Annotated in this window: 11 protein-coding genes; 4 read left to right on the top strand and 7 right to left on the bottom strand. The window is 62.5% G+C overall.

The features are described from left to right. Positions 1 to 83: 83 nt before the first annotated feature. The 4 genes from EDC35_RS15835 to EDC35_RS15820 form a co-directional block, all read right to left on the bottom strand. Positions 84 to 2,177, bottom strand: a complete 2,094-nt coding sequence (locus EDC35_RS15835; protein WP_132978229.1) for a TonB-dependent receptor plug domain-containing protein — start codon at positions 2,175 to 2,177, stop codon at positions 84 to 86. 198 nt (positions 2,178 to 2,375) lie between these two features. After that, on the bottom strand, positions 2,376 to 3,629 hold the full coding sequence (locus EDC35_RS15830; RefSeq protein WP_132978228.1) for a YfiM family lipoprotein: 1,254 nt from the start codon (positions 3,627 to 3,629) through the stop codon (positions 2,376 to 2,378). Between the two features lie 152 nt (positions 3,630 to 3,781). Continuing rightward, the gene (locus EDC35_RS15825; RefSeq protein ID WP_243651725.1) at positions 3,782 to 6,601 is read right to left on the bottom strand and encodes an EAL domain-containing protein; all 2,820 of its coding nucleotides are present in this window, start codon (positions 6,599 to 6,601) and stop codon (positions 3,782 to 3,784) included. A gap of 143 nt (positions 6,602 to 6,744) precedes the next feature. Continuing rightward, positions 6,745 to 7,545, bottom strand: a complete 801-nt coding sequence (locus EDC35_RS15820; RefSeq protein ID WP_132978227.1) for an alpha/beta fold hydrolase — start codon at positions 7,543 to 7,545, stop codon at positions 6,745 to 6,747. A 166-nt stretch (positions 7,546 to 7,711) separates the two neighbouring features. On the opposite strand from EDC35_RS15820, the gene EDC35_RS15815 reads away from it, so the two are divergent. The 3 genes from EDC35_RS15815 (at position 7,712) to menD (ending at position 11,935) form a co-directional block, all read left to right on the top strand. Beyond that, positions 7,712 to 8,614: an alpha/beta fold hydrolase gene (locus EDC35_RS15815; RefSeq protein ID WP_132978226.1), complete on the top strand. Its 903-nt coding sequence runs from the start codon at positions 7,712 to 7,714 to the stop codon at positions 8,612 to 8,614. A 232-nt stretch (positions 8,615 to 8,846) separates the two neighbouring features. Then, a complete protein-coding gene (locus EDC35_RS15810) occupies positions 8,847 to 10,235 on the top strand; it encodes an isochorismate synthase (protein ID WP_132978225.1) in 1,389 nt (462 codons plus the stop codon). Between the two features lie 2 nt (positions 10,236 to 10,237). Continuing rightward, positions 10,238 to 11,935 carry a 2-succinyl-5-enolpyruvyl-6-hydroxy-3-cyclohexene-1-carboxylic-acid synthase gene (menD, locus tag EDC35_RS15805; protein ID WP_132978224.1) on the top strand — a complete coding sequence of 566 codons (1,698 nt, stop codon included), beginning with the start codon at positions 10,238 to 10,240 and terminating at the stop codon, positions 11,933 to 11,935. 136 nt (positions 11,936 to 12,071) lie between these two features. Here the strand turns inward: menD and EDC35_RS15800 are convergent, their stop codons facing one another. The 3 genes from EDC35_RS15800 to EDC35_RS15790 all read right to left on the bottom strand — a co-directional run bounded on the left by EDC35_RS15800 (position 12,072) and on the right by EDC35_RS15790 (position 14,834). After that, positions 12,072 to 12,653: a VPLPA-CTERM sorting domain-containing protein gene (locus tag EDC35_RS15800; RefSeq protein ID WP_132978223.1), complete on the bottom strand. Its 582-nt coding sequence runs from the start codon at positions 12,651 to 12,653 to the stop codon at positions 12,072 to 12,074. 282 nt (positions 12,654 to 12,935) lie between these two features. Further along, positions 12,936 to 14,240 carry a peptidase MATCAP family protein gene (locus EDC35_RS15795; RefSeq protein ID WP_132978222.1) on the bottom strand — a complete coding sequence of 435 codons (1,305 nt, stop codon included), beginning with the start codon at positions 14,238 to 14,240 and terminating at the stop codon, positions 12,936 to 12,938. A 156-nt stretch (positions 14,241 to 14,396) separates the two neighbouring features. Next, entirely contained in the window at positions 14,397 to 14,834 is a 438-nt protein-coding gene (locus EDC35_RS15790) for an FxsA family protein (RefSeq protein ID WP_424565300.1), read from the bottom strand. 172 nt (positions 14,835 to 15,006) lie between these two features. Here EDC35_RS15790 and EDC35_RS15785 point away from each other — a divergent pair, with 172 nt between their 5' ends. Further along, positions 15,007 to 15,396 (top strand): hypothetical protein, encoded by a 390-nt coding sequence (locus EDC35_RS15785; protein ID WP_132978221.1) that lies wholly within the window; start codon positions 15,007 to 15,009, stop codon positions 15,394 to 15,396. The last annotated feature ends 60 nt before the right edge of the window (positions 15,397 to 15,456 follow it).

Below are 15,456 nucleotides of genomic sequence, written 5' to 3'. Positions count from 1 at the left end.
TTCAAACCGCGTCACAGCCAAGAGCGAAGGCTGTGCCAAGTGTCTGACTCACCCGAAACTCAGTCTCTTGCTCTGGACGCGGTTTAACGAAACTGGTAGGAGAGTTGCACCCACCAGGTGCGTTCTTCCAGCAGCGGGTAGTCGTCGCGGTAGGTGTTGACCGGCGCGGGTGACTTGATCGTCTCGCCGAGCAGATTCCTGATTCCGGCCCGGAACGTCAGCCCGGCGATGCCAGCATCGAACCAGTTCAGTGTCAGCGCCAGATGATTGGTTCCAGCGAGCGCTTGACGAAAATCACCCGCAGCCCGCAGACGTTCTCCAACAGCGCGCCAATGGCCGGTCAGCATTAGATCGGGATGCGGACGATAGAGCAGGCTCAGATTGCCCAGCCATTTGGCAGAACCGGCCAGCGGGCTGTTGGTTTCCTCATCCAGCGCGTCGGTGTAGCTGAGATTGGCCGCCAGTTTCCAGTCCGCGCCAAGTTGCTGCTCCCATTCGCTTTCCGCCCCTTGCAGGCGCGCCCGCCCGCGATTGAGATAGCGGCTGTTTTCGATGACGATCAGATTCTTCACCTGAGAATGAAACAGGGTGAGACGCGCCACGGTGTCGCCGGATCGCAGGATATAACCCAGCTCAGTGGTGGCGATGGCCTCTGCATCGGAAGCGGTCGAGGCGATTGGCGAACTCGGGTTGCCATAGATCTGGAGCAGCGAGGGCGGAAAGAAGGCCCTGGCATATTGCGCCTTGAACAGATGTTTCTCGCTCAGACGCCAGACGGCGGCCAAGCGAGGCGAAAAGTTATCGTCCACATCGCTGTAGCGGTCGTAGCGCAGACTCGCTGTCAGATCCAAAGACTCGTTGAAACGGTATTCATCCTGCACGGCGAGACTCAAAATGGAACGCCCTGCGTCCTCGTCGATAAAGTTCTGAGCACCGGTATAACACCGTGGTACCGGCACCGGTTGCAGGGTGCTGAGGTCGCCGTTGAATGACCACCAGGCATTATCGATCTGATCCTGGGTCGCGCTGAGATCAAACCGCCAGCGATGATTTTTCCAGCCGCTCCAGTTCAGGCCAAGCGCGGTCTCCCAGCGACTGGTACTGACCGCATTGCGAACCGAGACGCCATCCGGATAGATCCTGCCGAATGGCAGCGGATAGGGCGTCCCTGGCGGAAGCGCATCTTCCCGCCAGTCACCCTCGAACTGCCACCAGGAAAACTTGAGCTCGCCCCCCAGGGTCTCAGCCAGAGCGAACCCCTGGCGCAACTGGATCAGTGTCTGTTCGGTCAAGACCGCATCCGGGCTGTCGGTCGCGGCGGGCAGGACGTTGAAGGCGCCAAAGAAGGGGCCGTTCCGGCTGCGGTTGTACTGTGCCAGCAGAGAGAAATCGCCGTGGTCGAGCGTGAACACTGCCAGACGATTGCCCTCTGCGTTGCCGACCGGCCCCGGTGCACGCGAGAGTGCCCCCAGACCCAGCGCGTACAGCCGGTCAGTGCCGGCCATCACCTGACTCCCTTCTGTCTCCCAGCCAGCAACATTGAGGCTCAGACGCAGATCCCGTGCCGTATCCTGCATCGAGAACACGCTCCCGGCGCCTTGCGCATCGCCGCTGCCGACACGCAGATGAATGCGGTTCCCGTCCTGGCGGGTGACGATGTTGACGACCCCGGCAAAGGCAAATTCACCATAGACCGCCGAGCCCGGCCCCCGGATCACCTCAATGCGCTGCACCTGCTCGACCGGGATGGAGAGGATATTGGCGTAGCCGCTGTAGGCATTGTTCATGGCGACCGCATTGAGCAGCAGCTTGATATTGCCGTTGCCATGCTGAAGTCCGCGAATAAAGACCCGCAAAGCGCCATTGTTATTCCGGGCGATCTGCACGCCGGGCACCAGCGCCAGCGCCTCCCACACGCTCTGAACACCCAGCGCGACCAGCTCCTCGCCGTGGAGGACGGTCAGGATGCCCGGCACGAAATCGGCGTTCAGACGGGTGCGGGTGGCCAGTGCCGAGACATCGTCGATGATGCTCAGGAGATCGGACAGCGCCGCCTGATCGTCGCGCGCTGATTCAGCGGCAGCGAATGCGACCAGCGGTGCGCCAGCCATGAGCGCACCATAGCCAAGGGCGCTCAGGATGAGGATGGCTGATCCTCTGGCCTGTCTGGTCGTCATGAGGTGCGGCGGCGCGAATTCCGGTGACAGAGAACCGGAGTGTAATCGACCGCACGCAAATCATCACGCCAATCGTGTTCGATTTGAGCAAGGGACAATCCAGGTCACATGACCTTTCGCCTCGGCCTCTGATGCTGGAATATCAACAGGATTGAACCGCAATCCCGCAATTCAACTACTTTTTACGAGACAACTGCTTTATTCCGAAGGTGAGCGGAACAGCCGCCGGGCATCGATCCGACGGTCGATGTCATCAACCATGCGTTGATACCCGGGACTCTGCGGATTGCCGAAGGCAGCGACAAATTCACGCTGACCCATGCCTTCAGGCAGTCCGTCGATGGCCGGCATGAAATCATCCTCGGACCATCCCGGCGCGGCGAACTCCTGTACCCGCCGCGCGCTAACACTACTTGCGGTGGCAAGGGTGGCGAAGCGGATGCCAGCGCGGTTGGCCGCCATGTCGGCAAAGCTGAAGCCGCTGCCACCGTTGGAGTCGGACATTTCCTTGTACCAGCCAAGCACAGTGGACAGGGCGTCATTGCCCTGAATCGCCAGGGCCGCCGAGGTCATGAAGTGCTGCGCCAGATCGCGACGCCCGCGTAACCGCACCGGATGCTGGCGAGGTGGCGTCACAGTGGTTGCCGAGTCGGCGGGATCGCGGATGGCGCGACCGTTCACATAGGCCGCCAGCACCAGGATCACGGCCCGATTCTCCGTGATCGGATCGGCGCTGGCCGGTTGCGAGCGCGCCTCGTTCAGCAGGAAGGCGAGCAGCTCGGCCAGCCCGAGCGGCTGACCACGCGGGACGCTCGCCACCTTCTCGGCCAGACGCTCCTGATAATGCAGCAGATGCGGCAGATCGGTACCGGCAACAAAGCCGCTGCCGAGACGTTCCAGCAGGTCCGGACGCCAGATATAGGTGATCCGCGCCTGATCCGGCTTGAGTTCGACCGACTCGAACAACTGGGTGCGGTCGGCTGCCGTCAGGGCGCGATCCGCCAGGGTCTGAACCAGCGCACCGGGCAGCGGAAGTCCGGCCAGACGGGCTGCTTCGACCTGTGGCAGCGAACCGTCCTCAACCAGCACCAGTTCCAGATTGACAAATCCGCCAAGCTGATCCCAGGGCATGGCGAGCGAGACGCGCAGTCGGGCGCGACCGGCCTCCAGATGCACCACCGCCTGCCCCTGACCGAATTGATTGAGCAGTTCGTTGAGGATGAGATTGGCCTCGCGCTCGGACAGCGTGAGCGTGATGCGCTTCCCGGTCTGCCGGGCGCGAGGCCGGTTCACCGCCAGCCACTGTCTGACCCAGGCCTGTTCCGCCTCGGTGGCGACCGGATCGGCTGGCACGATGGGCTGGCGATCCAGGAGCATCAGCGTGCCCAGCGCCAGCACGGCCACGACCATCAGAGCCAGCAGCCACAGCAAAATTTTGAATGAGCGTCGCATGAATCGGTTTCGCCGTTTAGGTGATTTTCAGCAAAGTTGGTACCTGTGACCGGGTCTTTCTTCGACAGGATTAACAAGATTTTTAAGCCGCTATTTTTAATCCTGTCTCAATCAAACCCCTGATCCAGGTAGCGTATTTCCCCGAAATCGCCTTAATTCTCGAAGGCTGGTTGCGGCACGGGCTCGGGTGGCGCGCCGAAGCGGCGCTCGATCTGCGCCGCTGGCAAGGGACCGCCGAACAAATCGCCCTGCGCCTGACGGCAACCGATGTTCAGGAGCAGTAAACGCTGCGGATCGGTGCGCACGCCATCGGCCCGGATATCCAGATCCAATGCCTGGGCCATGGCGATGATCGCCTGCACCACCGCGAGATCGTCTGATGAGTCGGGCAGACTTTCGATAAAAGACGAGTGGATGGTAACGACCCTGACTGGCAGGCGTCGCAGGACGGCTGGGGCGACCCAGCCGCTGCCGGCATCGTTGAGCGCGATGCCGATGCCCATGCGATGCAGACCATTGAAGACCTGAGCGATCTGTTCCGGATGTTTCTGGAGCAGCAATTCGCTGAACCCCAGCTCCAGCAGCGTGGCTGCCGCCGGATGTGCGATCAGCAGGCGCTCCAGGACCGGCAGCAGATCGCCGCGCATGACCTGCGCCTCTGCAACCGGGATGGCGAGCGAGCAGACCGGCAAGCCCTGAGACAGCCAGACCTGAAGCTGACGGCAGGCCGTGGCGAGCGCCCAGTGCCCGAGCTCATATATGAAGCCGCTCTCGTTGGCGAGCGGCAGAAAGCGTTCCGCCGGAACCGGCCCCAACTCGCTGGACTCCCAATGGATGCAGGCTTCGCCCCCCTGACAGATTCCGGTTTCGAGATCCACCTGGGGACGGTATAACAACCGATATTCGTTCTTTTTGAGCCCGGTTCGCAGCAGTTCGAGCAGATGCCGATGCTCGTCGGCGGCATCCGCGGACTCGATGACGGTCATCCGAAAGGCGTTGCGCCCCTGCCGCTTCACCTGACGCAGAGCGGCTTCAGCCTGGGCGATCATGGCGTTGCGATCCGCCTTCAGACCAATCTCGACGGCCACGCCGATACTGGCCGTGACGAACACCTCATGACCGCGTGCGCGGATGGGGGCGCGCAGGGTGGCGTGGAGACGCCGCGCAATCTCGCTGGCCTCCTCGGCCTGGCTGATCGCCTCGAAAAGCAGTCCGAACTGATCGGCGCGCAGTCGGGCAAGGGTGTCGGCGGGACGGATCGCTTCCCGCAACCGCAGGGCGACCACGCGCAGCAGCTCATCGCCGATCTGATGACCCAGACTCGCGTTGAGATGGGAGAAACGATCCAGATCGACGAGAAAGAGCGCCAGCGGCGCTTCATGCCGATGGCAGAGTTCGAGCGCATGTTCGAGCCGGGATTCGAACAGCAGACGGTTTGGCAGCTTGGTCAGGGCGTCGTAATGCAGCAGATGTTCGGCGCGTCGGGGCGCACCCATCGTCACGCCCGGCTCGGCAAACACCCCGACGAGATTGATCAGCGTCCCGCGCGCGTCCTGCACCCGGCGGATCGTCAGTTTCTGCCGGTAGATCTCGCCGTCCTTGCGACGATTCCAGATCTCGCCCTGCCAACTGCCATGCCGCAGCACACGGCGCCACATGCCGACAAAAAAGGCCGGGGAATGCCATTGCGAGTTCAGGATATTTGGTTTGCGGCCCAGCACATCGGACTCGGCATAGCCGGTAATCCGGGTGAAAGCCGCGTTGACGGCAACGATGACGCCCGCACCATCGGTGATGAGCACACCTTCCGAGGTCGCGGCATAGACGGCGGCGGATTGCAGCAGACGCCGCTGCGCCTCGCGGATGACGGTGACATCCCGGATATAGATCACGATCCCGGTCACGCTCCCCTGATCGTCGCGATGCGGAAACAGCCTCACTTCTGCCTCGCGCATGTCGCCGTTATGGTGGGTCTCGCGGATGTCATCGATCACGCTCTGGCCGTGATCGAGACAGCGGCTCAGATGGCGATAGAGCAGATCGGGCAGTTCGCCGTCGCCGCAGATGTCACGGAACGAATGATCAATCACCTGCTCGTTCGCTCGCCCGACGGCGTCCAGAAAGGCGGCGTTCGCGGCCTTGATCCAGCAACCCCGATCCACGAAGGCGATGCGGTCGGGCGAGGCCGAGACGATATCGGCGTAGCGCGCGAGCGCCTGTTCCGCCTCGCACCGGGACGTGATATCCAGGACCGAGCCATAGAGACGTCCCGCTAGACCAGCGCCATCCGGCTCCAGGCGTCCGGTGCTTTCCAGCCAGCGCATCCGCCCATCGGGGCGCTGGATCCGAAAGCGCAACTGAAACGAGGATTCGGTCTCGCTGAGCCGCGCGAGCGCCGCGATGACCTGATCGCGATCCCGGCTGTCGATCCGCTGCAAACACCTGTCCAGCGTGACCGGTCGCTCCGGACAAAAGCCCCAGATGTCGTACCAGTTGCGCGAGGTCAACACCTGTCCGGTCGCGAGATCCAGCTCCCAGGTTCCAACCTGCGCGAATGCCTGCGCCTCATCGGCGCGCGTCTCCTGACGCGGATCCGCGCAAGACTCCGCATGGCGGACGATCATGGCCAGCAGACGCGGCGCAGACTGGCCGGGCGCGACGAAGCGCGAAAAGGCGACCGACGCCATCAGATCGCCGCCCCGTCGGTTCGCGAAACGCACATCCAACCGGAGACACTCGCCGTGGGACGATTCCAGCAGTCCGGTCAGTGCATCGGCATGGTCTGTCAGGGTCAGATCGTCGAAGACGCGACCCACAACCTGACCGGGCGAATAACCCAGCAGATCCAGAAAGGCCTGATTCGTTGCGAGGATCCCTTGCCGGTCGTCCAGAACGAGTGCGCCCATGGGCATGGCAGCGAGCAGAGGCATGGATTCGAGGTTGAGCACCGGCGGCAAGGTTGGAACAGTCAAGGTTGGCCGGAACGCAGATGCGGCGGACAACAACCTCGGGATTCGCGAAATCGGGAGCGCAAGTATAAACGGAAGCGGTACGACAGGTGACAGATCGTGCTAAACCGCCTCTCGGCAACCGCCATCGGAGAGGCGCCAAAATGTTAGCGGGATGTCCGACCGAACTGAGACGAGTCCAGCAACAGGGCTTTGATCGCCACCGTTGCCATGCGAATGATGTCCTGGCGAGGCGATGTCCTGGTCAATCCATCAGGCTCGCACACCAGCCGACAGCGCCAGTCGGTCGGCGACTCGAAATCGCAATGGCTTGCCCCGGCGATGCGCGCAACACGGGCATGGGGAATGGCGGCATAAACCGCCAGACCATTATTATAGGCATTGCAGGCGGATGCTTCGCCGGTCAGTCCGAGCAGTGGCCGGGTCATCCCATCCGCCATCCGCAGACCCAGACTCTGTGCATCGACCAGATCCAGCGCCACCACGCCGAGCGCACGCGGATCATGGCGTCCGGCGACCAGGGCCGCGAGCGCGCCAGCTGAGAATCCCGCATAGACCACCCGCCGCGCCGCGAGCGTATCGGCGAGCTGGATCATCTCGAATCCCCGGCGCACATGGCTGCCGCTCCAGATCCGGTCAGCGCAGGCGTCCAGAACGACCGTCGTGACGCCCGTCGCTGCCAGGGACTGCGCCAGATCGGCCAGATGCGCCCCACTGCGCAGAAAGCCCGGTCCCAGCACGATCAGATCGCCGTGCGACCCCTGCTCGGGCTGATAGCGCGCATAGTGCAGCGGACAGCCGGTCGCTGACAGCAGGGTGCCGGTTTCGATGGCGATACCCGGACGCCGGTTCTCGGGAGCCGCCACGCCAGCGCAGCCGGCCAGAACCAGACAGACGGACAGAATCACGGTAAGCTTGTGAGGATTGAAAAACGGGTTGTCTTTCATTGATGGAACCCGCCCCCCAAGGCGGACAACTGTGGTCAAATGCAGCGGGCGCCAGGATGAGAGCCATCGCCCAAGCGTCGCTGATGGTTGAATCGACTGCATCCTGAGATCCGCCGTCGCGCGCATCGACACCCAACCCTAAACCAACAGACAGAGGTCGAATGACATGGATTCTGCGATCACGCATCCTTCCGCCACGAGCCGTTCGCTGCCAGCCGCCATCGACGCACCGCGTCACGACTTCATCAGCGAACAGGCCGGGCGGATCCATTATTACGCCGATGACTCCGCAAGCGGGCGTCCGCTGGTGTTGATTCACAGCATCAACGCCGCGCCGAGCGCCTTTGAAATGAAGCCACTGTTCGAGCGTTATCGCTCGCAGCGTCCGGTTTTCGCGCTCGATCTGCCCGGCTTCGGCCATTCCGACCGCAGCAACCGGCGCTATTCACCCAAGCTGTTCGCCACCGCCATCACCGATTTCCTGGAGCAGGTGGTCAAGGTGCCTGCCGATCTGGTCGCCTTCTCGCTCGGCTGCGAATTCGCCGCCCGCGCCACCCTGATGAAACCGGAACTGGTCACGACCCTGACCCTGCTGTCGCCGACCGGCTTCAACGTCCGTGGCCTGCCGTCGGGCAAGGCCGCCGAGCGTGCGCACAAGGTTCTCAGTGTACCGGTCATCAATGACGGTCTTTTCGCGCTGCTGACCACGCGCCCCAGCATCAAATACTTCTATCGTCAGGCATTCGTCGGCGCCACGCCGCCCGAGCTGATCGATTACGCCCATGCGACCACGCACCAGCCCGGCGCCAAGTATGCACCGCTCTATTTCCTCTCGGGCCAGCTCTTCACCCAGCAGGCCGGCGAGACGCTCTATGGCCGGCTGACCCAGCCGGTGCTGGTGATCTACGACCAGGATCCGAATATCAACTTCCACGAGCTGCCGGACTTCCTCAGTCGTCATCCCAACTGGCGGGCCGAACGGGTCGCCCCGACACGCGGCCTGCCACAATGGGAAAAGCCCGAGGCGACCGCCGAGACCATCGATCGTTTCTGGGCGACGTTGCAGTAAAATATAAATGGACAGGATTAACCGGATTTTCCAGGATGGACAGGATTTTCAAATCATTGTTTTAAATCCTATTAATCCTGTCCCATGACGGCATCTCGGATGGGTATAAACCTTCCTGAAAATCAGCAACTGCCCGGTCGAGACCACCCGAGCGTGTGGGGTCTTGATGCGGCTTTTCGCCGCTGACATCGCGCCCCGACTCCGCCACCCCATCTGCCCCACGATCCCACTCATGCTTGCACCGCTCAAAGCCTTAGAGCAGCTTCAGGCGCGTCTTCGCGAGACGATCAGCGCCCTGCCACTCGACCAGCCGGACGGTTTCGCCTCGCTGATCCTCGAATGGCCCCATGCGCTCAACACCGCCCCCGATCTGGCCGGGCCGCAATTCCATTTCGCGCACAACCATCGCGGCGAACGGCGCGCGGGCTATGGAATCGCTGGCGAATGGCTTGCCGAGGGACCGGAGCGTCTGCCAAGACTGCGCGCCGCCGTCACCAGAGCCACCGCCAACTGGCAGCAGATCGATCCCGACGAAACCGGCTTTTCCGGCTTCGGTCTGCTCGGCCTCGCCGCCTCGCCGCATCCGCCGCTGCACGCCGATCAGGACGATCTGCCGAATGCACTCTTCTGGCTGCCGGAGCTGGCGCTCTGCTCGCGTTCGGGACAGGCGGCGCTGATCCTCACCACGCCCCTGCCGGCACAGGCCGACGCGCTGCTCAGTCGCTGGACGGCGCGGCTCGACCAGGTCGTCCCGCTGCTCGACCAGCCGGCGCTGGATCCGCTGACCCCGGCCCACCTGGAGCGCGGCGCCAGCGAACCGGATCGGGAAATCTGGCGCGATCTGGTCTTTGCCGCACTCGATGAGATCGACCAGGAACGACTGGAGAAGGTCGTCGTCTGCCGGCGGCTGCGGCTGGAGGGCCATCGACGCTTCGATCTGGCCCGGCTCAATGCCGCCCTGACCTATCTCTTTCCGTCGTGTCAGGTGATCCAGATCCGCCGCAACCGGAGCAGTTTCGTCGCTGCCACCCCCGAACGGCTTTTCACCCAGTACCGTGACCGCATCGAGGCCGACGCCATCGCCGGCACCGCCTGCCGCGCCGACGACGCCGAACGCGATGCAGAAATCACCAAAGGTCTGTGCGCCTGCGAAAAAAATCTGCGTGAACATCAGGTCGTCGTCGATGCCGTCACCGACGGGCTGCGCCAATGCAGCCGCCACCTGGAGCCGGCGGACGGCCCGCGCATCCTGCAACTCAACAACGCCCAGCATCTGTGGAGTGTCGTGCGCGGCCAACTGCTGCCGGGGGTCGATGTCTTCCGGCTGGCCGAACTGCTTCATCCCACCCCGGCGACCAACGGCCAACCGCGACAGGTCGCCCGCGACTGGCTGCGCCGCAACGAGCCACTGGAGCGTGGCTGGTACACTGGCGTCGCCGGCATCGTCGAGCCCGACCTGACCGGCGAACTCTGGGTGCTGCTGCGCTGCGCACGGATCGACGACCGGATCGCCGACCTCTATGCCGGCGCCGGCATCGTCGCCGGATCCGACCCGAGCAGCGAATGGCAGGAAACGGAACACAAGCTGGCGGCCATGGCGACGGCGTTGCAGTTTGCGTGAACATGGACCTGGCCTGCCTGAATCTCCGCTGGTCACTCGCCCTGTTTGATGGACTGGTCGCGGGCGGGATGCGCCGGCTCGTACTCTCGCCCGGCTCGCGTTCGACGCCGCTGGTACTGGCCGGACAGCGTCAGCCCGAGCTGGAACTGACGCCCATTCTCGACGAGCGCAGCGCCGCCTTTTTCGCGCTCGGACTGGCGCGGGCCTCGGGGCGTCCGGTGGGTCTGGTCTGTACCTCGGGCAGCGCCCTGGCACACTGGTTTCCCGCCGTCATCGAGGCGTCCGAATCCGGGATCCCGCTGATCCTGCTCTCCGCCGACCGACCGCCAGAGCTGCGCGGCTGGGGGGCGAATCAGACCATCGATCAGACCCGGCTCTTCGGCGGCTTCGTGCGCGAATTCCATGACCCCGGCCCGGCTGAAGACAGCCCGGCTGCGCTCAAGATGATGCGCGCGCTCGGCACCCGCGCGGCGGCGGTGAGTCGCGGCCACCGACCGGGGCCGGTGCACCTGAATCTGCCCTTTCGCGAACCCCTGGTGCCAGCGTCCGATTGCGTGGCGGAGCCTGACCCCAGGAGCGAGAGGTTTAGCCCCTCTCCCTTGAGGGAGAGGGGTTGGGGAGAGGGGGAATGCGATCAAACCGCTCTGACATCGCTCCTATCCGGGCGCGGCGTCATCTGCTGCGGTCCCGGCGACTGGCCGCCCGCATTCGCCCCTGCACTCTGGGCCTGTGCCGAACGGCTCAATGCTCCCGTACTCTGCGATCCGCTTTCCGGTCTGCGCTTTGGCTCCGCTCCCGTGCATCGCATCACCCGCTATGACAGCCTGCTGCGCAACCCCCGCACCGCCGCCCGCCTGAAACCGGACTGGGTGTTGCGCATCGGTCGCGCGCCGGTATCCAAGACCCTGCTCGGCTGGCTGGCCGACATCCCAACCATCCTGATCGATCCGGGTGCGGGCTGGAGCGATCCCAATCATGATGTCCGGCTCCAGATCGCCGTCGATCCGATTCATCTTTGCAACCGGCTCACCTGCGCCGGGCTGGTGGATCCCGACTGGCTCGCTGGCTGGATCGACTCTGAACAGCGCCTGAATCAGCTCACGGCGGATTATCTGGCCCAGGCGCCCTGGTGCGAGGCCCATCTGCTGGCCGATCTGCTCGCCGCGCTGCCCGAGGGTGACGGGCTCTTCTGCGCCAACTCGATGCCGATCCGTCAACTCGACACCTGGTCGGGCAGTCGCGCCAGCGCGCTGCGGGTCTTCGGCAATCGCGGCGCGAGCGGCATCGACGGCCAGACCTCGACCCTGGCCGGCCTCAACGCTGGCGGCGTCCCGACCACCGCCCTGCTCGGCGATCTGTCCTTTCTGCATGACCTCAGCGGGCTCCTGCTGCTGCGCGATCTGAACCGACCCTGCATCGTCCTGAACAATGGCGGCGGACGCATCTTCGACTACCTCCCGCAACATGGACTGCCTGATTTCGCGCGACTGTGGCGCACGCCGGTGGGAATCGATCTCAAGGGGCTGATTGAATCCTGCGGAATCGGCTATCGCACCGTCGAAGATGGCGAGGGGTTTCGTCAGGCATTGGCGCACAGTCTTGGCGAGACCGGCACTGGCTGCGGGGTCATCGAAGTGCGTGTGGATGCGGACCTCAGCCGACAGATCCACCGGGAGTTCTGGCGGCAGATGCTTGACTGAGCGTGCGTGGATCGACGATGTCATAAAAAAGCCCCGCCAGAGACGGGGCTTGGAGATAAGCGGCGGGAAACTTTAGACTGACTCGCAGTGGACACCGCTGCTGCGGCTTGTGTCGCCGCAGAATCAGCTACCGGACTCAAACCGGGGACGACTGGCGGCGCCGGGCGATACCGACTAGACCAAGGAGCGCCGAGCCGAAGAGCCAGGCGGCAGCGGGGAGAGGAACAACGGCGGTTCCACTAGAAAATGTTGCCGTGACCTCATTTTTTCCCAATTGGGTTGAAAATTGGAAGATGGCATTGGTCGTATCATAGTTAGAGTTAGTGGATGACAAAAAGCCGTATGCTGTAACAGAGAGATATCCATTCTCCTGTTTGCTGTCAATAGTATCGGTCTTAAACGTAAAGTTATCCCCACCTTTAACAAATGACCATATTGTTGTTCCAGATGGATCGGCGAATGAAAAACTTGGCATTTGAAGCTGGCCATTCGCGGTCGTTGCTCCAAGCATCACGCTGAGATCACCTGTGGCATTACTGGGAAGCCAGCTTCCAACTTCGCCATATAGAAAATTGACCCCCGTTGCACTCGGATATGTTCCAATTGTCTGCATGCCTCCGGTAATTTGAACTTGGCCGTTAATCGTCGCAGCGTTCGCCCCAAATGAAACGGCAAGCAAAGCCAAGCCGCCTATCAAAGAAGAGAAAATCTTGTTCATAAGTCGTACCTCTGGTTGAGAATGAAAGCAGCCATCGATTATCAGACGTTAAGTTTTGCTGCCGAACCCGCGCCCCGACAACTGGAAATTTTAATGCAAAAAACAAACCAAAAATAATTTATTTAAAATCAATCGTTTATTTTTTAGCAAAAAGACATACAGATCATTTTGTCACATTAAAAATACACAAAAACTTGGTGTTGACTCATCCGCATCCAATGTTTGCAGGATCTAAGCAATCAATCACATCAAGTCACCTTTTTGTGACAGTCGCTGTGACACTCACCCGGCTTCACCCACCACCCCCGGCATCCGCACCACCGGCGCGCTGTCCAGCAGCTTGCGCACGACCTCGACAATCGGCTCCAGACTCACGCGGTTGGCGAAGAGCGAGAAGGTGAGGATGGCGAGCAGGTAGCGCGGATCGCTGATCCAGGGTGGGAGAAAGCGCGGCGGACGGCACAGGCCCAGCGCATAGAGTTCGCAGAGTGCCGGGATGTCGAAGATATCGAGCTTGCCGCAGAACAGCAGGCTGAGACAGTCGGCGCGCCCGGCGGCAAAGCTGGCGCGGATGAAATTATTGACCTGAAGCAGTCCCAGCAGATAGACCAGATCCTTGGTGAAGGGTGCACCGCCGGTGATGACGCCACCGCGAAAGACGCGCCGGGCGTTCTCGAAGGATTGATCCGGGTCGTCGGTGCGCTCCATGAAATAGGCGTGGACCTGCAAAAAATCCGCGCCCTCAATCGCCATCTGGATCGCCTGCACCCGATCCGCCAGCCGCCGCAGCCGGTCAAGTTCAATCGAGCCGCTGATGACCTCGGCAAAGACCGCCAGCCCTTCCTGAGTGCGCGTGGTGCCAGGATGACCCGCCGCGAGGATCGGCAGCTCGGTCTGGTCGCGACCGTTGAGCGAGGTGGCGACGTGGATATAGGCCTCGTGATGCAGCAGTTGGGTGAAATCGCGGTCGGTGAAACGGGCACCGCTCCGGATGCGGATCGCCCGCGAGGTCGCCAGCGCATTCGCCGACAGCCGATCAACCAGTTCAATGGCCGGAGCCTGTTCGCCGAAATGCTCGCGCACCGCGTGCCCGATGTCTTCCGCCACCTGTTCGGCGCTGTGATAAGCCGGCGGGGCGGTGTGGACATCGATATGTGCAAGCTGAGTGATGGTGTCGAGCACCGTCTGCGCCAGATCGAGCGGGGTGATGGGGACATAGCGCAGCGGCGCGGTCGGCTCGCCATAGACCTGACGCCCGTACTCGAAGAAGCCCGGCGTGCCCACCGCCGCCAGCATCCGCGCCCCGAGTTCGATGGACTGCGCCTGACGCTCCAGCCAGAGATCGATGGTCGTCACTGGCACGATCTGGCGACGCGCCTCGCGGATGGCCTCAATGCTGGCGGTCGGGTCGAATGGTGTATAGGTCACCTGCGGCAGCTCGCGCCCGCCACTGGCGAGAAAGCGTTCCTTCACCTCCGGCCCCCAGGCGATGGTCCGTAGAATCCGCAGCGGTTTGCAGGCGGTATACAGGATCTGAGCAATCGAGGCGATGCGCGCAGTTTCGCGCTCACAGGCGGTCGTCTTCATCGGAACCTCTGATCTCATGCATGTGACGGCAATATTGCCACGACATTGCAGATCTCAACGACATGCCGATTCAGACGGGCAACATGCCCGCTCAGGCCGGGGAAAACAGACGCGACCGGATCTGCGCCCGGCCCTGCTGATGGACGACGGTTCGCGTCAATCGTCCCGGCGGTAGTCGCCCTCAATGGTGCGCGATGCGCGGCGATCATGGCTGCGTGCATAGCCCGACACGGACATCACGCGGACATGTCGACTGCTCAGATAGCGCTTGATCGTCCAATGGCGCAACGGCGGAATCAACAGTAAAAAACCGACCGTGTCGGTTAGAAAACCGGGCAGCAGCAGAAAAAAGCCGGCGATGAGCAGCAGCGCACCATCCAGCACTTCCAGCGCTGGTGATTCGTCGCGTTCGTTCATGTCGCGAATGCGTCGGAGTACCCCGAACCCCTGATGACGCACCAGCCCGGCACCCAGCACGGCGGTCAGAATCGCCAGCACAACGGTCGGCAGTGCACCGATTTTGGAACCGACCTCAATCAGCAGATAAATCTCGACCAGAGGCAGGCCGATGAGAAGCAGTAGAATAGGCAGCACGATGATTGTCTCTCCTGGCGTGAACGCAAGCCTGATGATGGAAGCGGAAAGAGTCTGTGGAACCAGACTTCACAGGCTGAAACCTTACCGATTCGGCCTGGCAAAGTCCAAAGTAGGAGCCCGCTTGAGGGCGACTGGCGGGCGGGCGACCGGGATCCCGCAGTCAGTCATCTTGACCGGTTTCCTCCTGGTCACGAAGCTCCAGCTTCGTGACCTCGGCGATGAAGCTCTGCTTCAAGACGCCCATCGCTTCCGGCCCTCGCGCTGGCTTGATCCGGGCGCTGGCCATCGGATTCGCGAAGCGGAGCTTCGTCTCGCGGGTGACGAAGCAGGAGCTTCATCACCAGATGCAAGCCCCAGCTTCGTGACCTCGGCGATCGCTTCCGGCCCTCGCGCTGGCTTGATCCGGGCGCTGGCCATCGGATTCGCGAAGCAGAGCTTCGTCTCGCGGGTGACGAAGCAGGAGCTTCGTCACCAGATGCAATCCACTCGTCACCTCGTAGGAGCCCGCTTGCGGACGACGGTGACTGAGCGGATTGCTGGAAACAAAGTCAGCTTCTGAGACCAGTCGCCCGCAAGCGGGCTCCTACGATGATGTCGCCCCAACATTCCTGGAACCGAC

Source organism: Thiobaca trueperi (assembly GCF_004342175.1).
In the GTDB taxonomy this organism is placed as follows: domain Bacteria; phylum Pseudomonadota; class Gammaproteobacteria; order Chromatiales; family Chromatiaceae; genus Thiobaca; species Thiobaca trueperi.
This window is presented reverse-complemented; position numbering and strand designations above follow the sequence as displayed.

What these genes read in the sequence shown, in the direction of transcription:
- EDC35_RS15835 (WP_132978229.1), bottom strand. Translation starts at nt 2,177, where the DNA reads ATGACGACCAGACAGGCCAGAGGATCAGCCATCCTCATCCTGAGCGCC.
- EDC35_RS15830 (WP_132978228.1), bottom strand. Translation starts at nt 3,629, where the DNA reads ATGCGACGCTCATTCAAAATTTTGCTGTGGCTGCTGGCTCTGATGGTC.
- EDC35_RS15820 (WP_132978227.1), bottom strand. Translation starts at nt 7,545, where the DNA reads ATGAAAGACAACCCGTTTTTCAATCCTCACAAGCTTACCGTGATTCTG.
- EDC35_RS15815 (WP_132978226.1), top strand. Translation starts at nt 7,712, where the DNA reads ATGGATTCTGCGATCACGCATCCTTCCGCCACGAGCCGTTCGCTGCCA.
- EDC35_RS15810 (WP_132978225.1), top strand. Translation starts at nt 8,847, where the DNA reads ATGCTTGCACCGCTCAAAGCCTTAGAGCAGCTTCAGGCGCGTCTTCGC.
- menD (WP_132978224.1), top strand. Translation starts at nt 10,238, where the DNA reads ATGGACCTGGCCTGCCTGAATCTCCGCTGGTCACTCGCCCTGTTTGAT.
- EDC35_RS15800 (WP_132978223.1), bottom strand. Translation starts at nt 12,653, where the DNA reads ATGAACAAGATTTTCTCTTCTTTGATAGGCGGCTTGGCTTTGCTTGCC.
- EDC35_RS15795 (WP_132978222.1), bottom strand. Translation starts at nt 14,240, where the DNA reads ATGAAGACGACCGCCTGTGAGCGCGAAACTGCGCGCATCGCCTCGATT.